This window comes from Providencia stuartii, assembly GCF_029277985.1.
In the GTDB taxonomy this organism is placed as follows: domain Bacteria; phylum Pseudomonadota; class Gammaproteobacteria; order Enterobacterales; family Enterobacteriaceae; genus Providencia; species Providencia zhejiangensis.
Genome location: NZ_CP119546.1, coordinates 2,746,866 through 2,761,077, shown reverse-complemented (window position 1 = coordinate 2,761,077; position 14,212 = coordinate 2,746,866). Strand labels below are relative to the sequence as shown.

General features: G+C 37.6%; 19 protein-coding genes and 2 pseudogenes. 18 read left to right on the top strand and 3 right to left on the bottom strand.

Annotated features, from left to right (window positions below; genetic code table 11):
- Positions 1 to 8: 8 nt before the first annotated feature.
- The 3 genes from P2E05_RS12165 (at position 9) to P2E05_RS12155 (ending at position 2,672) form a co-directional block, all read left to right on the top strand.
- A complete protein-coding gene (locus P2E05_RS12165) occupies positions 9 to 209 on the top strand; it encodes a hypothetical protein (protein WP_276122759.1) in 201 nt (66 codons plus the stop codon).
- Positions 210 to 985: 776 nt separating this feature from the next.
- Positions 986 to 1,273 (top strand): hypothetical protein, encoded by a 288-nt coding sequence (locus P2E05_RS12160; RefSeq protein ID WP_276122758.1) that lies wholly within the window; start codon positions 986 to 988, stop codon positions 1,271 to 1,273.
- 1,108 nt (positions 1,274 to 2,381) lie between these two features.
- Positions 2,382 to 2,672, top strand: coding sequence for a hypothetical protein (locus tag P2E05_RS12155; protein ID WP_249998971.1), 291 nt, complete (start codon positions 2,382 to 2,384; stop codon positions 2,670 to 2,672).
- Positions 2,673 to 2,692: 20 nt separating this feature from the next.
- Here the strand turns inward: P2E05_RS12155 and P2E05_RS12150 are convergent, their stop codons facing one another.
- Both P2E05_RS12150 and P2E05_RS12145 read right to left on the bottom strand, forming a co-directional pair.
- Positions 2,693 to 2,920, bottom strand: coding sequence for a hypothetical protein (locus P2E05_RS12150; RefSeq protein ID WP_196712986.1), 228 nt, complete (start codon positions 2,918 to 2,920; stop codon positions 2,693 to 2,695).
- A gap of 9 nt (positions 2,921 to 2,929) precedes the next feature.
- A pseudogene (locus P2E05_RS12145) lies at positions 2,930 to 3,109 on the bottom strand (ogr/Delta-like zinc finger family protein).
- Between the two features lie 370 nt (positions 3,110 to 3,479).
- On the opposite strand from P2E05_RS12145, the gene P2E05_RS12140 reads away from it, so the two are divergent.
- The 6 genes from P2E05_RS12140 (at position 3,480) to P2E05_RS12115 (ending at position 7,757) form a co-directional block, all read left to right on the top strand.
- On the top strand, positions 3,480 to 3,659 hold the full coding sequence (locus P2E05_RS12140; RefSeq protein WP_272657433.1) for a hypothetical protein: 180 nt from the start codon (positions 3,480 to 3,482) through the stop codon (positions 3,657 to 3,659).
- A gap of 594 nt (positions 3,660 to 4,253) precedes the next feature.
- Complete coding sequence (locus tag P2E05_RS12135; RefSeq protein ID WP_195848194.1) at positions 4,254 to 4,430, top strand: hypothetical protein; 177 nt, start codon at positions 4,254 to 4,256, stop codon at positions 4,428 to 4,430.
- Positions 4,431 to 4,660: 230 nt separating this feature from the next.
- A complete protein-coding gene (locus tag P2E05_RS12130; RefSeq protein ID WP_230085920.1) occupies positions 4,661 to 4,849 on the top strand; it encodes a hypothetical protein in 189 nt (62 codons plus the stop codon).
- A 1,164-nt stretch (positions 4,850 to 6,013) separates the two neighbouring features.
- On the top strand, positions 6,014 to 6,607 hold the full coding sequence (locus tag P2E05_RS12125; RefSeq protein ID WP_272657432.1) for a DUF1367 family protein: 594 nt from the start codon (positions 6,014 to 6,016) through the stop codon (positions 6,605 to 6,607).
- Between the two features lie 11 nt (positions 6,608 to 6,618).
- A complete protein-coding gene (locus P2E05_RS12120) occupies positions 6,619 to 6,933 on the top strand; it encodes a Ref family recombination enhancement nuclease (RefSeq protein WP_272657430.1) in 315 nt (104 codons plus the stop codon).
- 44 nt (positions 6,934 to 6,977) lie between these two features.
- Positions 6,978 to 7,757, top strand: a complete 780-nt coding sequence (locus P2E05_RS12115) for an antitermination protein (protein ID WP_272657429.1) — start codon at positions 6,978 to 6,980, stop codon at positions 7,755 to 7,757.
- 314 nt (positions 7,758 to 8,071) lie between these two features.
- Here P2E05_RS12115 and P2E05_RS12110 read toward each other — a convergent pair whose 3' ends face one another.
- Positions 8,072 to 8,404 carry a hypothetical protein gene (locus P2E05_RS12110; protein WP_163862133.1) on the bottom strand — a complete coding sequence of 111 codons (333 nt, stop codon included), beginning with the start codon at positions 8,402 to 8,404 and terminating at the stop codon, positions 8,072 to 8,074.
- Positions 8,405 to 8,628: 224 nt separating this feature from the next.
- Here P2E05_RS12110 and P2E05_RS21940 point away from each other — a divergent pair, with 224 nt between their 5' ends.
- The 9 genes and pseudogenes from P2E05_RS21940 to P2E05_RS12070 all read left to right on the top strand — a co-directional run bounded on the left by P2E05_RS21940 (position 8,629) and on the right by P2E05_RS12070 (position 13,578).
- Positions 8,629 to 8,748 carry a hypothetical protein gene (locus P2E05_RS21940; RefSeq protein WP_120752678.1) on the top strand — a complete coding sequence of 40 codons (120 nt, stop codon included), beginning with the start codon at positions 8,629 to 8,631 and terminating at the stop codon, positions 8,746 to 8,748.
- Positions 8,749 to 8,896: 148 nt separating this feature from the next.
- Positions 8,897 to 9,208: a phage holin family protein gene (locus P2E05_RS12105; RefSeq protein WP_167537612.1), complete on the top strand. Its 312-nt coding sequence runs from the start codon at positions 8,897 to 8,899 to the stop codon at positions 9,206 to 9,208.
- Positions 9,201 to 9,593 (top strand): M15 family metallopeptidase, encoded by a 393-nt coding sequence (locus P2E05_RS12100; protein ID WP_272657427.1) that lies wholly within the window; start codon positions 9,201 to 9,203, stop codon positions 9,591 to 9,593. Before P2E05_RS12105 ends, P2E05_RS12100 begins: the two co-directional genes overlap by 8 nt.
- A gap of 18 nt (positions 9,594 to 9,611) precedes the next feature.
- Entirely contained in the window at positions 9,612 to 9,989 is a 378-nt protein-coding gene (locus tag P2E05_RS12095) for a hypothetical protein (RefSeq protein ID WP_276122757.1), read from the top strand.
- Complete coding sequence (gene lysC / locus P2E05_RS21935) at positions 9,889 to 10,155, top strand: Rz1-like lysis system protein LysC (protein ID WP_420794203.1); 267 nt, start codon at positions 9,889 to 9,891, stop codon at positions 10,153 to 10,155. Before P2E05_RS12095 ends, lysC begins: the two co-directional genes overlap by 101 nt.
- 74 nt (positions 10,156 to 10,229) lie before the next feature.
- A complete protein-coding gene (locus tag P2E05_RS12085; RefSeq protein ID WP_196712991.1) occupies positions 10,230 to 10,739 on the top strand; it encodes a hypothetical protein in 510 nt (169 codons plus the stop codon).
- Between the two features lie 96 nt (positions 10,740 to 10,835).
- A pseudogene (locus P2E05_RS12080) lies at positions 10,836 to 11,442 on the top strand (terminase small subunit); the annotation flags it as partial.
- Positions 11,443 to 12,066: 624 nt separating this feature from the next.
- Positions 12,067 to 12,408, top strand: a complete 342-nt coding sequence (locus P2E05_RS12075) for a hypothetical protein (RefSeq protein ID WP_154623575.1) — start codon at positions 12,067 to 12,069, stop codon at positions 12,406 to 12,408.
- A 456-nt stretch (positions 12,409 to 12,864) separates the two neighbouring features.
- The gene (locus P2E05_RS12070; RefSeq protein ID WP_154623574.1) at positions 12,865 to 13,578 is read left to right on the top strand and encodes a carbonic anhydrase; all 714 of its coding nucleotides are present in this window, start codon (positions 12,865 to 12,867) and stop codon (positions 13,576 to 13,578) included.
- Positions 13,579 to 14,212: the final 634 nt, after the last annotated feature.

Sequence of the window (14,212 nt, the reverse complement as noted above, 5' to 3'; positions counted from 1 at the left end):
GTATAGCCATGTTACAACGTGAAGCAATAGAAGCCGTTATGATGGAGTTAGCCCACCAGCAAGGACAATCACTCAACGGACGCGATATGTTAGCGATTAGAACAGGTGTAGCGCAGACCATACAGGCTAAAGAACGGCACAGGCGGAGAATGACCGCACCTACCTACAAATGGGCGAAGCCAGCACCAAAGCGAACGCCTACCAAGTGAGAGATTCCTTACTGGCTGGCAATGTTCTAATAATGGCCACGAGATAAAAGTAACCACTCTGGTAACCACTAAAAGTAACCACTCAGGAATGGTTGCCGATGGTGATTAATCCCACAATGCAAATAAGCACTCTGAATAAATATCAATAAGTTACCGTGATGCAAATATATGTTACCCATGAAATCAACAACTTAAACTATGCTACCCTCATTGGCGAGGGAACCAAAATAAACGTTAGCGCATTATTTTAAAATTGATGTTGCCCTCACTAATGAGGGAAAGATAGGTAGCGGCAATAACGAACCACGACAAAGTTAAACGGGGATGTTACGGGGAGGTTTCCACAATAGTTTCCAGTGAAAACGGACTTTAGCAAATGGAAACTTACACTAAGGTTACGCCAAGGTTTCAGATGGTCAAATTGACCGTTTGTAGTTATATCAATGAGTTGTGGCAAGTCGAGAGGTCACTGTGACCACTTGTAATAAAAACAATGCGTTGCCACCTATTACCATTGGTTACTGAAACGATGACCAATGAGCGTTAATCTGGTTTTGTGACAGAATTAAGCGTTATCAATCAGTTATATTTTGATTCCGTCGATTTAACGGAATTAAGCATAATCAATAGCTTATAGATACATACGGGATTATCCCGTATCATCATGGATAAATTAACGTTTAGATCACCCCTAGAAATTGGAATTATTATCCGATCTTCCAGAGTCCCACTGGCATTATATTTTAACCCCTAGCTTATATTGTGATGATATCAAGATGAATAAACCAGAAATGAGAAAAGCAAAATCAATCAGGATCACCACATCAGGAACGGTAATAAAAGCCCCTGAACGAGTCAAAACAGCCACAGGTAAAGTTATGGCCACAATGACTATTCAGGCTGAGAGTGACAAGCGTAGCCCGTACCCATTAAAGATAGTGGCATTCGATATTAACGCGCTGGAGCTAATGACCTGCCAGAAAGGAAACAAAGTAACCGCTATAGGTCGTTATGAATGGTTTAATGGTTATCAGCTAACAGGGGCGCAGATAGTTACTGGTTAGTAAAAGTTAGTATTAATATTGACATTAGCCACATCAATTTTGACGTTACGTTGATCTAAAGTCTTAGAAATCGTTGACATTACGCTGGTGGGCTTGCCTATATGCTTGACGTTATCGAAATATCACCCTTATATAAATATTTTTCTATAAGTCTGAATTGATCATAACTAAATGTGTACTAAAGCTAGCTGTATCAATGCTTACGCGATAATTATGATAAAAAACATACGTCAACGTAACGTCAACATTATAAGGTGTTTTTTGTTGATCTAATGACGTATTTCTCTGTATTTATTCGCCCTTGAAATTTTAGCCTTATAGCTCACGGTAAACAGGCTATTTCTCCTCTTTAAACTAACCCAATATTATTAGACTAGCTCACAACTAAAACTCTTAAAGATATGTGGTTCAGCTAACCCGAAATTATCGGGGCAGTTTAAACCTACCTACTATTTGTGGGTAGCCTATCTAGCTCTATTTTGTACACCTCATATTGAGGAACGCAAATTAACTAGAACTCTTTAAGAGTTACACTTATCAGATGAAAAATATTTTTCGGTTGCTATAGTTCCGTTTGAAACGGAGTCGTGAAAAACACGAGTAGGGTTATTTCTGGTTGGTGTTTCGTTATCTGCAATGAAACTCCCATTGATGATATTTTTGCAATGTTGGCAATAAATTCTATCATAGTATAATGAGACGATAATTTTGCTCATAAGAAAGCCATAAAAATACAGGTGGGGGCATAAAAAGGGGCACTAAAGCTATGTTGAAAAATAAAGTTATTAAAAATCATCGTGTTGTAAGTATTTGCTAGTCCCGCCCTGGCACCAAATAAAAACCGCGTTGAACAACAACGGGTTAGGGAAAGAAAGAAGCCACCTTTAAGGTGGCTTTTTTGCATATGGAATTTGTCACCGAAAATCAAAAGTGGCAGCGGAATGGCGGCACTGTTTATAATTACAGTATCCTTTCTTCATAATAGTCATTCTTCATAACAGTGATATTTGTCACGTTCTTCAGATAAAAAACATTCGCTCCAAGTAGACTTAACGTAAATATTGATTATAGTCACTGTTCAATAAATTTTATAAATAGGATGCGAGTAGTGAAAAAGTTTGTTATAGGCATTTCCGCAGTTTTAGTGATGTTCATTTCTTTAACAAATTCAGCTAATGCAAGAAATTACCCCTGTTCTGGCAGTAAGGGAGGGGTAAATTATTGTGAGAATGGAAAGTTTGTTTGTAACGATGGTTCGATAAGTAAATCTAAAAAAACTTGCTCTGGATATACAAAGCAAAATACTGCCAACAGCAAGTCATCAACAACAACGAAAAAACAATCCCCGCCAGCAAAAACCAAGCCTACAAAAAATACAGATAAAACTACCAACAATTAAGACCAGCCCCATGTAGGGGCTTACTTCCAATCTCTGTAAGTTAGCTTAACGTCATCTCGTTTGGCGATAACGTCACATAAACTTTCAATTTTTTGATACTGCTCTTTGTCTTCTTTTTCTTTGAGGCCATACATTACCGCTTTGATAGAGTAAACCCCAAATAGAGCAGCAAACGCACATTTAAAAAGCGTTGCAGAAACAGCTAACCGCTTTTTTAATGAACCCGTAATATAGATAACTTTTAACATAACGAATCCTTAAATCTGCATTGTGTATTGATCATTTTTATAATGTGCAACTACAGCATCAATAAGTTGAGTCTTAACGATGTATCGCGCCACGGACTCATGACTTACAAAAGTGGTGCTACAATTGATATTTTGGCACTAATTATAATTTTCTTTGGTTTCGTTGGTGATATAGCGTGAGCTACGAATGCGGGGAGGTTCATTATCTCACCTAATGTCTACGCAGATTCTTTAATTGAAGATCCAGTAAAAATATTTGTGATGATAAATTATAACTGGGGAATAGGCCACACAGGTTTAGTTGTAGGGGAAGGCGAAGAAGCGCTTCTTTATGATCCCTCTGGAGAATATAGTAAATGTGGATCTGATAATTGTTTCGGTAGTATAGAAGCATATCGACTTCCTAGAAGTCCGGGAGAGTTTTTTTAGCTATCCTGAGTTTACATGGAATGATTATCTTTCATTTCAAAAATGGGATAGTGAAGATATTCAACTGATTGAGTTTACAGTACCTAGGGCGCAAGCTGAAAAAATCACAGAATTAATTTATGATCATGGTATGGCTGGATGGGCTATGTGTTCAGATACTGTGTTTACTATTTTGAAGCAAAGTGGTGGTATCTTTAGCTCACTTGAAGCGAATTCGCTGATGCGTGAAGACCCATGGACGTTAAGGCATAAATTACTTGAATTGTATTTTCCAAGTACAAGAGGTTTTATGACCTACACTGTAAAATAGTGTTTTATAAATTACAGGAATATTTAAAAGTTATGAATGACGCTAAATTAAAATTAGCATATATCTTATGCTTCACTGTTCTTTAGTGTTTTGTTTTTTTATCTTGAATTAGTTCATGAGTATTTTTTTCGATTCTATCCTGTTTCGGTTAACTCAAGTTTAATAATGCCCTCTATAAAATTAATCTCTTACTCTTTATTTATATACTTGGTGCTGCTTTGTTTTTTTATTGTGTTTTTATCAAAAAAGTCATTAATGATCAGTAAAAGATATCGATTAACTGTTTATTTTTTAATTCCATATTGGATTAACATTGTTGTTTGGCTTTCTAGTGATAATGTAATAAATAGTTCTATGAAGCTTAGCGTTATTTTTTCGGATACTTTTATAACCTCTTATATAATTCAATTCGTTTTTCTTGTAACACTCATTGCCTATTTAGTTGATTATTTATTGAGGTTAATTATTTTTAGAAATAAAAGTGAGTTAGTACATTTATTTTAGTATTTGAAAAATGAAGTCAGGCTTATCTGGCAGCTATAGTATAACCGTTATTAATGTTTACATTAATAGTGGTAATTTTAGGTGAAATTGATGGAGATAATTTTACGATTAAGCCGTGATGGTAAAACCGGTACCGCTTATGCTCAATTGGTTAACTCGTATATCAAAAATATAAACCAACGAGATGCAGAACTATTAGCCTTTAAAGGGCGAAAAAATAACCGAATTTACTCTCAAAAAGGAACACAAAACACAAACGCATTTTAAGCAGTTAACAAGGCTCGACCAAGCCATTGATCAATAAATTAGAGGCAGACCATGATAATCAAAGATCTTATCACACACGAATTACGCGTGAATGATAACAGGCCTACTTTTCCTGATGATGGTTGTGACTATTCACAATGTCATATCGACTGCCTTCATGTAGCAGCAAGGGCGAGAATGAAAACACCTTATCAACCCAAGTTAAAACCACAAAAAACGACGAGGTAGCTATGTCAGGTAAATATTTGCTTGATGGGTTACCGCACAATCGTGCTTTGTGGCCAGAAAAGTATCAAGAGCTGGAGCAGCGTAATTTATTGGTGAGTCAGCCAATTCGGCAACTGAAAAATCAAAAAATAAACAGTGAACGCATGCTAGCGTATATTGAGATGGCACTGGCAGTATTAGAGAGAGGCTGAATTATTGACGTAAGGTGATGCCAGAGAAAGAGTCGCATTTGTTACTTACTGAAGTAAGTTCTCATGCACCAATATGAGACTTCACAGTCACCGGAATTGATATATCCAACAAGGTCATAAAGAGTCGCAATATTAATAGAAAACATCACCGTTATAGTAAGGAAGTAAAGAATGCCAAGCTTGGTTAAATCATTTGTTAGTCGTCGAAATAGTCCTATTAAAATTAAAGCTGAAACTAAAGTCTGTAGGGTTCTAGATGTTGCAGTGAGATAAAGCACAGTCTCTATTCTGTATGATGGATTTGTACTGGGAAATTTTTCAAAAACAAAGCTAATAAAAGTGGTGATCAAATACCAAGAAATGGCTAAGAAATGAATTGAATATTTGCCTCTAATAATTCCGTTTAGCAACTCCATTATTTATTTCCCTTAATAAATTTGAGGTACGGAAAATACTATAAGTGAACATTTAACGCAAATATTGAAATAGGAGAACTAACAGTGAGCGACAACGAAATGGTCTATACAGCCACTTAGATTGCTCCAGTATTTACTGAAGTACCAATCTTGGCACTACTGAGTCTGACTGGAATTCTGTGAATGAAGATGAACGAGAGGAGGCTATATCGCATTGTATTGCTGACATTGTTGATCTGTGCGTAGCGCCAAAAGACGATTAAAAGGCAATACTAATGAAATGACTACGTCAGAATGGTAAAGCTGAGCAGCGGGACAGGCACAAGTAGCATGGCTTAGTTAACGTTGATGTGACAAAGCATTACAAATAGTTCAAATTTAAAATATCGCTATTAATTTTAGGTGGGGATACAAGATGTGCTGTTTTCCTCTTTTTTACCCTTTATTTTCTCACTTAGAATATATTGGTTAAAAATCAAAAAGTTAAATAGTGTTGAAGTATAAAAGGTATTTCTCATAAATCAGGTGTAATTTATTGTTGAATATGGTTTTTTTCATGATAAGTTATAGTTTACTGCCGCATAGGCAGCTTAGAAAAGTAATGTTGCTAATTAAACCGCGGTAGACTGGTTTGCTATCGTATAGGCAACTTAAAAAATAAGGTTTGATGACACTAACTGGTTATATAATTTACTTATTGGTCTGAACACCCAATCTTAACACTTGCTGTGTCTACTGAGAGAAACGTATGGCACAGCATAGCTTTATCAAAATGTCTAACGACACTCTTGTACCTGCCAATCCAGCTGCGAGAGATTTTTTGCATTCCAAAATCAAGTGTGGTGACGTGCTTTATGCTGATTTTAAGAAGGCACGTAACCCTCGATTCCATCGTAAATACTTCGCATTACTTAACCTTGGGTATGAATACTGGGAACCAACCGGTGGCACTATTTCGCCTGAAGAAAAAGAGCTAGTATGCGGTTACGTTAAATTCCTCGCTTACTACACCGATAACGACGATGCCCTCCAATCCGCTGCTGATGTTTATCTTGATGAGATAGCACAGAAACGCGCTCACAATATTTCAGCGACTAAGTCATTTGAAGCTTATCGTGCTTGGGCTACTGAGCAAGCTGGATATTTTGATACATACATAATGCCTGATGGCAGCAAGCGTCAAGTTCCTAAATCAATTAGCTTTGCCAGTATGGATGATTTTTCATTTAGTGAACTCTATAAAGCAACGCTTGATGTGCTTTGGAACTCCATCCTGTATCGCAAATTCCCCACCCAAGAAGCTGCTGAAAATGCGGCGGCTCAGTTATTAGATTTTACCTAGAGGCAAGACCAATGACCAAAAAATCAAAGAACAAAGAAGAGATGCAGTGGTTATCAGATGTAGCAGAACTCGGCTGTATTTGTTGTAGAAACATGGGGTATGGGGCAACTCCTGCGGAAATCCATCATACACGAACAGGGCAGGGAATAGCGCAGCGTGCTAGTCATAAAGATGTATTGCCGTTATGCCCGCCTCATCACCGCGCTAGCTATGGCACCGGCTTTCATGCGGCCCCAAAAACATGGCAGCAAATTCACGGTACCGAAGCGGAATTGCTTGAGCAAACCAAAAGAGAAGTCATGGAGCTGCGCGCATGTCGTATCTGATAGCCATTAAAAAATATTGTTGATGTGTAATAGGTGGTGAACCAATGAAACTCGAAAATACACTTAAAAACTTTCACCCTAAGTCACCTACATTCGGTAATGTAGCAGGTTGTACATCTCCTGACCGAATAACGGGAACAGATATCATGGCAGCTATGGGGATGACTGAACCACAAGCTAAGTTCGGTGTGACAGCCTTTCTAGCGAAGAATGATATCAGCGAAGAAGATAAATTTTCTACCGTGGAAGCATTGACCCAATACGCTAAAAAAATTACACCAAAGCTGGTGGCTAAAGCTGCAGGTAAAAAGTTGGGTTACTGTCTAATTGTTCTGGCCAGAATGGCATTTGAAGATTATGCCCGTTCAGCAGGTTCAGTTTTTCCATGTTCAGCATGTAGCGGTAAGGGCCTTATTTATAAGCGTAAGGACGTAGTCAAACATCCTGGTATAACGAGACTAGACGGAGCAGTGGTTATTGAGCCATGGATTGAAAATGAAAAGGTGGATGAGTTATGTGTTCCTTGCAATGGAAAAGGGCAAATAGCGCACCGTTGCCGCTGCAAAGGGCGAGGTAAGGTATTAGATGACATTCAAACTAAGCTGCAGGGCGTGCCTGTATTTAAAGATTGCCCTCGTTGTGCTGGCAAGGGGTTCAACCGGGTGCCGTCGTCTGTGGCATATAATGCGATAAAACACTTAGTACCTGATTTAACCCAATCGTCATGGTCACGAAATTGGAAGCCATTTTATGAAAAGTTAGCTAGTAAATGTTTTATTGAAGAAAGTGCGGCAGAACTGGCATTTAGCAGGGTAATAAAATAATGTGTTTTATTTTATTTTTGCATAAAATTGGCTTATTATCTTCTAATAATGGACTTTCTATACCTAGTCGCATTAAACAAATTCAAGGCCTCGCAATCGCGGGGTTTTTCGCACTATAGAGGTTTATATATGTTTGATTATTTTGAGGGGTTTGATGAGTTCGAGTGGGTTTAATTTATTGATATTGTTAAGTGGCTTATTGCTGAATTAAGCATATCTATATGATTAAAGTTAGTAATTAGATGAATTAAAGAAAAAAGCCATTCAGTATCAAATGGCTTAAATATCGAAAGTTGATTATTTATTGTTAATTATTAATTATCGTCATATACATCATTGTCTGGTACAATGTTGTTTGACATATCAAAGCCAATCAGGCCGCTATCATCTAACGAAATTCCAGCCCTTAGATACTTAGGGCCTAATAAATTATTAGGGTTTGAAAAAGATGGCGATCCATAGCAATATGAGAGCAGTGTTTGGTAGAACATCATGTCAAGTTTTGAGTGTAGATTTAAATTAACCACCTCTGTCCCTCCGCTAGCTCTTTCTAGCGTTAACCTAAAAGGAATATCCTCCCCCGCAAAGTCATTATATATACTAGAAAACCCTTTAACATTGAAAACTATATAACGGCGCCTTTCCATAAAAACCTCGCTTAAATTTTATTAATAGACTAAGTTTTTGAAATTCAATTTAACTGTAGTTAATTAAAGCAACAAAAGCTAATTAATATTAAAATATTTAATGGAATGTGTTTTTTGTATTTAAGTGAGTATCTTTGATTGATTGATTGATTGATTGATTGATTGATTGATTGATTGGTTGATTGGTTGATTCAAAATTAACACAGTCAGATCTAGCGAGAGAGATGGGAGTTAAAAAGCAGGAAATCACCCGGCTTTTTAATCTTCAACACTCAACTAAAATTGACACTATTAATCAAGCTATTATTGCAATGGGGCATAGACTAACCCTTTCATTATTATAGTGCAAAACATCTAACCAAGAGGTCGCCTAGTGCGGCCTTTTTTCGTATACAGCCCCCGCAAATCACTATTAACACGTTTAATTACTGCAATGACGTTGCGGTTGGCTACCTATTAACTAAATCATGGAACACTCCATCGGGGGTGGATATGCGTATGCCACATAGAGATCCAAATAACTATAGCTGGTTCCGCGAGGTGCTTATCTTATTGATGACCATGCTCGGCGTGGCTGCCAGCTATGCATATAAGGTTTTAAACGGAGAGAGGTTCAGCTGGCGGACTTTTATCTTACAAGCAATTGTTGCGGTATTTGCTGGCGCAATTGTATTTCTTGCATCTAGTTATTATCAATGGGTTCCTGAAATAGCTGGCGGAGCTGCTGGCTTTGCTGGCTGGTCTGGTGCTGAGCTCATTAAAACAATTGAAAAGCGATTTTTAAGGAAGGTATCAGGTGAGTAAATTTAAATTCAGTAATCGCAGTGAAGAGAACTTAAGAGGTGTTCACCCCGATCTGGTTAAAGTGACTCGTCGAGCACTCGAGTTAACTAATATTGACTTTATGGTCATTGAAGGCAAGCGAACTGAAGCCCGACAACGCCAATTGGTGAAAAATGGTGCTAGCCAGACCATGAATAGCCGGCACTTAACTGGACGCGCTGTAGATTGTGCCCCGTTAGTCGGTCGCGAAATACCTTGGAATGACTGGTCTAAGTTCAAGTTAGTTGCTGATGCAATGCTTCAAGCAGCCAAGGAGCTAGGTGTTGATCTCGAATGGGGTGGTAACTGGAAAAGTTTTAAAGATGGCCCTCATTTCCAGTTGTCACATAAATCATATCCGGCTTAATACTTATTGGGGTTTGTAATGAAATTCGATAAGTCATTTTGGCTATTTATCATGGTAGTGATATTAGGCTGGTGGATAGTTACCGAGCACGATACAAGGATTGAAGCCCAAAAAGAGAATAAGCAGTTACGCCAAGATAATAACAATCTAAGCGAAACGATTTCTAAGCAATCACTTCAATTTAACCGGTTTAATCAAATCGCTTCAGTTGCATACCGAAACGGCATTCAGGCCGACACTAAAGCACAGGAGAAAATCATTGAATATCGTACGATACTCAAAAAAGAGTCTGTTTGTGATCCTTTTGTGCCCCAGCCTATTGCTAACGGGTTGTACGAGTACACAAACGAGTTACGTTCCAGCGCAATGTACACCGATACCGGCAACATTAACTGAACCTGTACTAGCACCACTACCGCCCGATAGCGATGGAAAAACATTGCTATATTCACAAGCCATTCTATGGATCCCTTTGTTATTAGCGACAATTGATAAAGCCAATCAGCAATTAGGTGCTATTCGAGAGGTTGAAGCGGATAGAAGCAATACAAGATTACATTAAGACTGGCTGCTTAAAGTTAGAAGAAATTTATGTATACTCTTCGGCTAAAAATTCTGCTAACGAGGAGTATTAATATGCAAACAGCAGGAACTGATTTTTGGACAATCGCTACTGCAATAGGAACATGGTTGGCTGCGATAGCAACATTTACTGCGGCTATAGTAGCGTTAGTTGCAATGAGCAGTTGGAAAAAACAAGAAAAAGCAAAGGCTTTTAAAAATGTAATGATGGGATTGCGGGCATTTTTATTTGAACTAGAAGCAATGCCTGACAAGCTTAATGCTATTCATGGTCCACGAACGATTATGCTTAAGGACGAAGAGCACAAGAGTGCCATTAAACTCTATACTCCTTGTTGTGAATCTTGGGGAGGATACAGAGTATTTTCAAGCAACAAAGATTTAGTGAAGGCTTGGGATAATGTCAATTTTAATATAACTAGTTATTTATATAGAGGAAATAATAAAGATATCAAAAAAACAACCAACTTAGTAAATGAATTAGAAAAACAATATGAACTAGCAAATGAGAGTCGAATAAAAAAATGGTATGAAAAAGCGGTTGCAGCAAGGGTATGTGAGTAGACGGATAGTAAATAATGTTACCAATAGTGCAAAAATGCCCCATTAAAAAGCCCACTTTTCAAGTGGGCTTTTTAATAGGCTAAGGAGATAAACACAATGGCTAAACCGGATTGGGGGACGCTACAGCAACAGTTCCTCGCCGCTCATGCTAAATCAGGAATATCACCTAAAGAGTGGTGTGAAGACCAGGGACTTAATTACGCAACTGCACGACGATATATTAAAAAGCCGGCTGCGCAATCTGCGCAAAAAACTGCGCAAAAGAAATTGCGCACTGCGCACGAAAATGAATGTGCAAAAGAACCATCACACAATAGTGATATATCAATTACGCGGAGTAGAGAACAAGATAGTACGCATGATGATGAAAAATACCTTTGATGTGCGCAATTACGGGCTTAGTGACCTACAAGCCAAATTCGTTAATGAGTATCTAATCGACTTAAATAGAACTGCCGCATATAAGCGAGCCAGTGGAAATAGCGGAGGTAATACTGCATATGTTGGCGCCAGCCGGATGTACAGAAATGCTAAGGCCAATCGCGCAATTACAGACGCACTAGCGGATAGGGAACGTAGAGCTTAAATCACCCAAGATGGCGTATTAAAAATGTGGTGGGATATTGCGACTGCGGACGCTAACGAACTTACTGAATATCGCCGATTATGTTGTCGTCATTGTTGGGGCTTTGGCTTTAATTATTAGTGGTGTGATGCGGTCGAATATGACGATGCTGTGAAAAAAGCCATGTTAGCAAATAAAGCGCGTGGGTGGCTACGGGCACCTGTGAGGAAGCATGATAGCCAAGTATGCATTGGTTAGATCCAAAGGGGAGCTGAGATGAACTGGTATGGTGAACTCAATGTCATGAGGAAGGTTACTGCGAAAGTGTAGCTATTTTCTATAACGATAAGGTAACTTTAAGTAGTAGGCCTGCTGCTCTTGAAATCCATTCGAAAAACTGGGAACTACCTTTTCGTTGTGGAGAATGCCAAAGCTAATTGGCTAAATATCAGTAGAATTTAGAGGTCCACATGAGCAACATAAATGAAAGAAATGCGAGTATTACACCAACAGATATACCGAAAGTTCCTTTGCTTTGGCTGGACGAAATAATAATTATGAATGAGATCGCAAACCCAATTATAGGGGCGGCGACTAATAATTGAACAATACCATCAAGCATAGTAAATCCCATTTAAGTGACTGTGTTCTATCATGCATGAATAAAAGACACAACCGCTATATTTTGCTATTAACTATTTTCCTTTTTAAAATTTAGAACTATAGTGTACTTAACCTAAATTTCAATGAAAGTGAAAATATATGAGTACGGAAAAAGTAGAATATAAAGTAGTTGGAAAAGGAATTTTAAATGCATTCTGGTTCGGGCTTATCGTATTCATCATTGCATTGATCATCAATCATGTTAACCCACATAGTCACTATGGAGGATGGTCAACCCTTTCCAGAGGGTTGTCGATGGTATTTATTATTTTTGGTGCTGGCGTTTATTGCTTTTTTTGTTTCATAATTGCTATAAATGAGTGGTTAGATAACAGGAAAAAGAGTCATGTTAATACTGAAAAGGCAATGATAGCCACATTTTTACATGGTACCGTTGCTTTGTTTGTGGGGGGTTGTACGTTGATTATCTTCTATCAGTAGCTTTTCCTTTTTATTCAAAAAATTACGCAAAGGCTACACACATTGTGTAGCCTTTTTCTATTTAGGAGAGGTGGTTGTGAGTCAAAATACCAGCAGTAATGATATCTCCATCATAATTTAGACCACCTAATTGGCGGTTTTTTTATCTCTAAAGGAGGCGTGACATCATTAATGGATATATTCTGTTCAGATTTTTGAGTTTGATACACGCCAAGCCGGTGGAGCATCTGATCGTGTTCGGTTCCCAACAGATGACATTATTACTGCCATTAAAGGTGCACAACAATCTGCAACTGAGGGTAGAAATAATGGAATATAGTATGTTTTATTTTAGATAAGATGTGCTATTAATTGTTATTATAAGATAAATCCTAATGATATTTGTGTAAGCCAAGGTGTAGCTTTAGAATTCACATTGACAACTTGAGTTACTATCACATGGGTTACAATAAGGCTATGTTATATATCTTAGCTACTCTCACTTTTTCATCACAAGCTAATTCATTATGGACTTACGAAGGTAGTGGAGCACCTGAAAATTGGGGGAAGCTGAGCGACGAATTCAAAGTTTGTGAAAATGGATTTAACCAATCCCCGATTAATATTGATAAGGTCATTGATGGCAAATTAAAGCCATTATCTATAAACATACATACCCACGCACAAAAAATCATCAATAATGGGCACTCAATACAAATCAATGTTAATGATGATGATGACTTTTCTATTGATGGAGCAACTTACCAATTAAAACAATTTCACTTTCATAGCCCAAGCGAAAATGAAATAAAAGGTAAGCAATATCCATTGGAGTTGCATTTTGTTCATTCCAAAAATGATGGTGGAGTTGCTGTACTCGCAATTATGTTAGAGGAAGGTGATGAGAATCCTGCCATCGAGCAAGTGTTGAGTAATATACCGGAAGAAAAAAATCAGGAAAAAGAGTTAGGTACAAATATTAACTTAGCTGCTCTTTATCCAGAAGACAAAAGCTATTATCGTTTTAGCGGTTCTTTAACGACACCACCGTGTACTGAAGGCGTGGTATGGTTAGTGATGAAACAGCCGATAAAAGCATCAAAAGAACAAATAAAGAAATTTCAACAAGCCTTGGGGCATTCAAACAATCGGCCCGTTCAGCCATTATATGGTCGGTTGATTGTAAACTGATATAAGCTTCAGTATAAAGCGCCAACGGGAGTAGTTGGCGCATTTTCAAATCACATAAAGTGTTTTTTATGGCCTAATTCCTATGTTTCAGGGTTACCATAAAAATGCTTTTCCAGTTGTTTCAATCAATCTTTAGCTATCTGTTAATGTATAAAAGACTAAAGAAGTTCTTTATTAACTGTTTCCATTTTTAAAACATCTTTATGAAAACGAGGAGCAGGTAATGTCATTTTTATCAATAAAACATCGGGGATAAAGAAAGCTCTTTTACTAAAGAAATGAGTTTAACTTAAATTTTCTCGATTTTTATTTAAATAGTAGTTGAATTGAAAAGAGGAGAGGCGAAATGACAGCGTGTCATGCATTGTTTATAAAAGCGGCTTAGTAATGTATAATAAGCATTGCTAAGTTAATTTACGGCTGCGGCCGGAGTTCTAGTAAAAGTGATAATAACTGACCCTATCTTATTTTGTATAATCTTCGGCATTGCTTTAGTCGTAGCTGTAATCTTTGAAATGATATCTGAAAATAATAGTGCTAACGAACTGAATTCAATGGGAGGTCATATGATGAAAAGATTTTCAAAATATATCAGTAAAATGTGTTTTTTTGCAGTAACAGTAACCTTATCAAC

What these genes read in the sequence shown, in the direction of transcription:
- P2E05_RS12165 (WP_276122759.1), top strand. Translation starts at nt 9, where the DNA reads ATGTTACAACGTGAAGCAATAGAAGCCGTTATGATGGAGTTAGCCCAC.
- P2E05_RS12160 (WP_276122758.1), top strand. Translation starts at nt 986, where the DNA reads ATGAATAAACCAGAAATGAGAAAAGCAAAATCAATCAGGATCACCACA.
- P2E05_RS12150 (WP_196712986.1), bottom strand. Translation starts at nt 2,920, where the DNA reads ATGTTAAAAGTTATCTATATTACGGGTTCATTAAAAAAGCGGTTAGCT.
- P2E05_RS12140 (WP_272657433.1), top strand. Translation starts at nt 3,480, where the DNA reads ATGGCTGGATGGGCTATGTGTTCAGATACTGTGTTTACTATTTTGAAG.
- P2E05_RS12135 (WP_195848194.1), top strand. Translation starts at nt 4,254, where the DNA reads ATGGAGATAATTTTACGATTAAGCCGTGATGGTAAAACCGGTACCGCT.
- P2E05_RS12130 (WP_230085920.1), top strand. Translation starts at nt 4,661, where the DNA reads ATGTCAGGTAAATATTTGCTTGATGGGTTACCGCACAATCGTGCTTTG.
- P2E05_RS12125 (WP_272657432.1), top strand. Translation starts at nt 6,014, where the DNA reads ATGGCACAGCATAGCTTTATCAAAATGTCTAACGACACTCTTGTACCT.
- P2E05_RS12120 (WP_272657430.1), top strand. Translation starts at nt 6,619, where the DNA reads ATGACCAAAAAATCAAAGAACAAAGAAGAGATGCAGTGGTTATCAGAT.
- P2E05_RS12115 (WP_272657429.1), top strand. Translation starts at nt 6,978, where the DNA reads ATGAAACTCGAAAATACACTTAAAAACTTTCACCCTAAGTCACCTACA.
- P2E05_RS12110 (WP_163862133.1), bottom strand. Translation starts at nt 8,404, where the DNA reads ATGGAAAGGCGCCGTTATATAGTTTTCAATGTTAAAGGGTTTTCTAGT.
- P2E05_RS21940 (WP_120752678.1), top strand. Translation starts at nt 8,629, where the DNA reads ATGGGAGTTAAAAAGCAGGAAATCACCCGGCTTTTTAATCTTCAACAC.
- P2E05_RS12105 (WP_167537612.1), top strand. Translation starts at nt 8,897, where the DNA reads ATGCGTATGCCACATAGAGATCCAAATAACTATAGCTGGTTCCGCGAG.
- P2E05_RS12095 (WP_276122757.1), top strand. Translation starts at nt 9,612, where the DNA reads ATGAAATTCGATAAGTCATTTTGGCTATTTATCATGGTAGTGATATTA.
- P2E05_RS12085 (WP_196712991.1), top strand. Translation starts at nt 10,230, where the DNA reads ATGCAAACAGCAGGAACTGATTTTTGGACAATCGCTACTGCAATAGGA.
- P2E05_RS12075 (WP_154623575.1), top strand. Translation starts at nt 12,067, where the DNA reads ATGAGTACGGAAAAAGTAGAATATAAAGTAGTTGGAAAAGGAATTTTA.
- P2E05_RS12070 (WP_154623574.1), top strand. Translation starts at nt 12,865, where the DNA reads ATGTTATATATCTTAGCTACTCTCACTTTTTCATCACAAGCTAATTCA.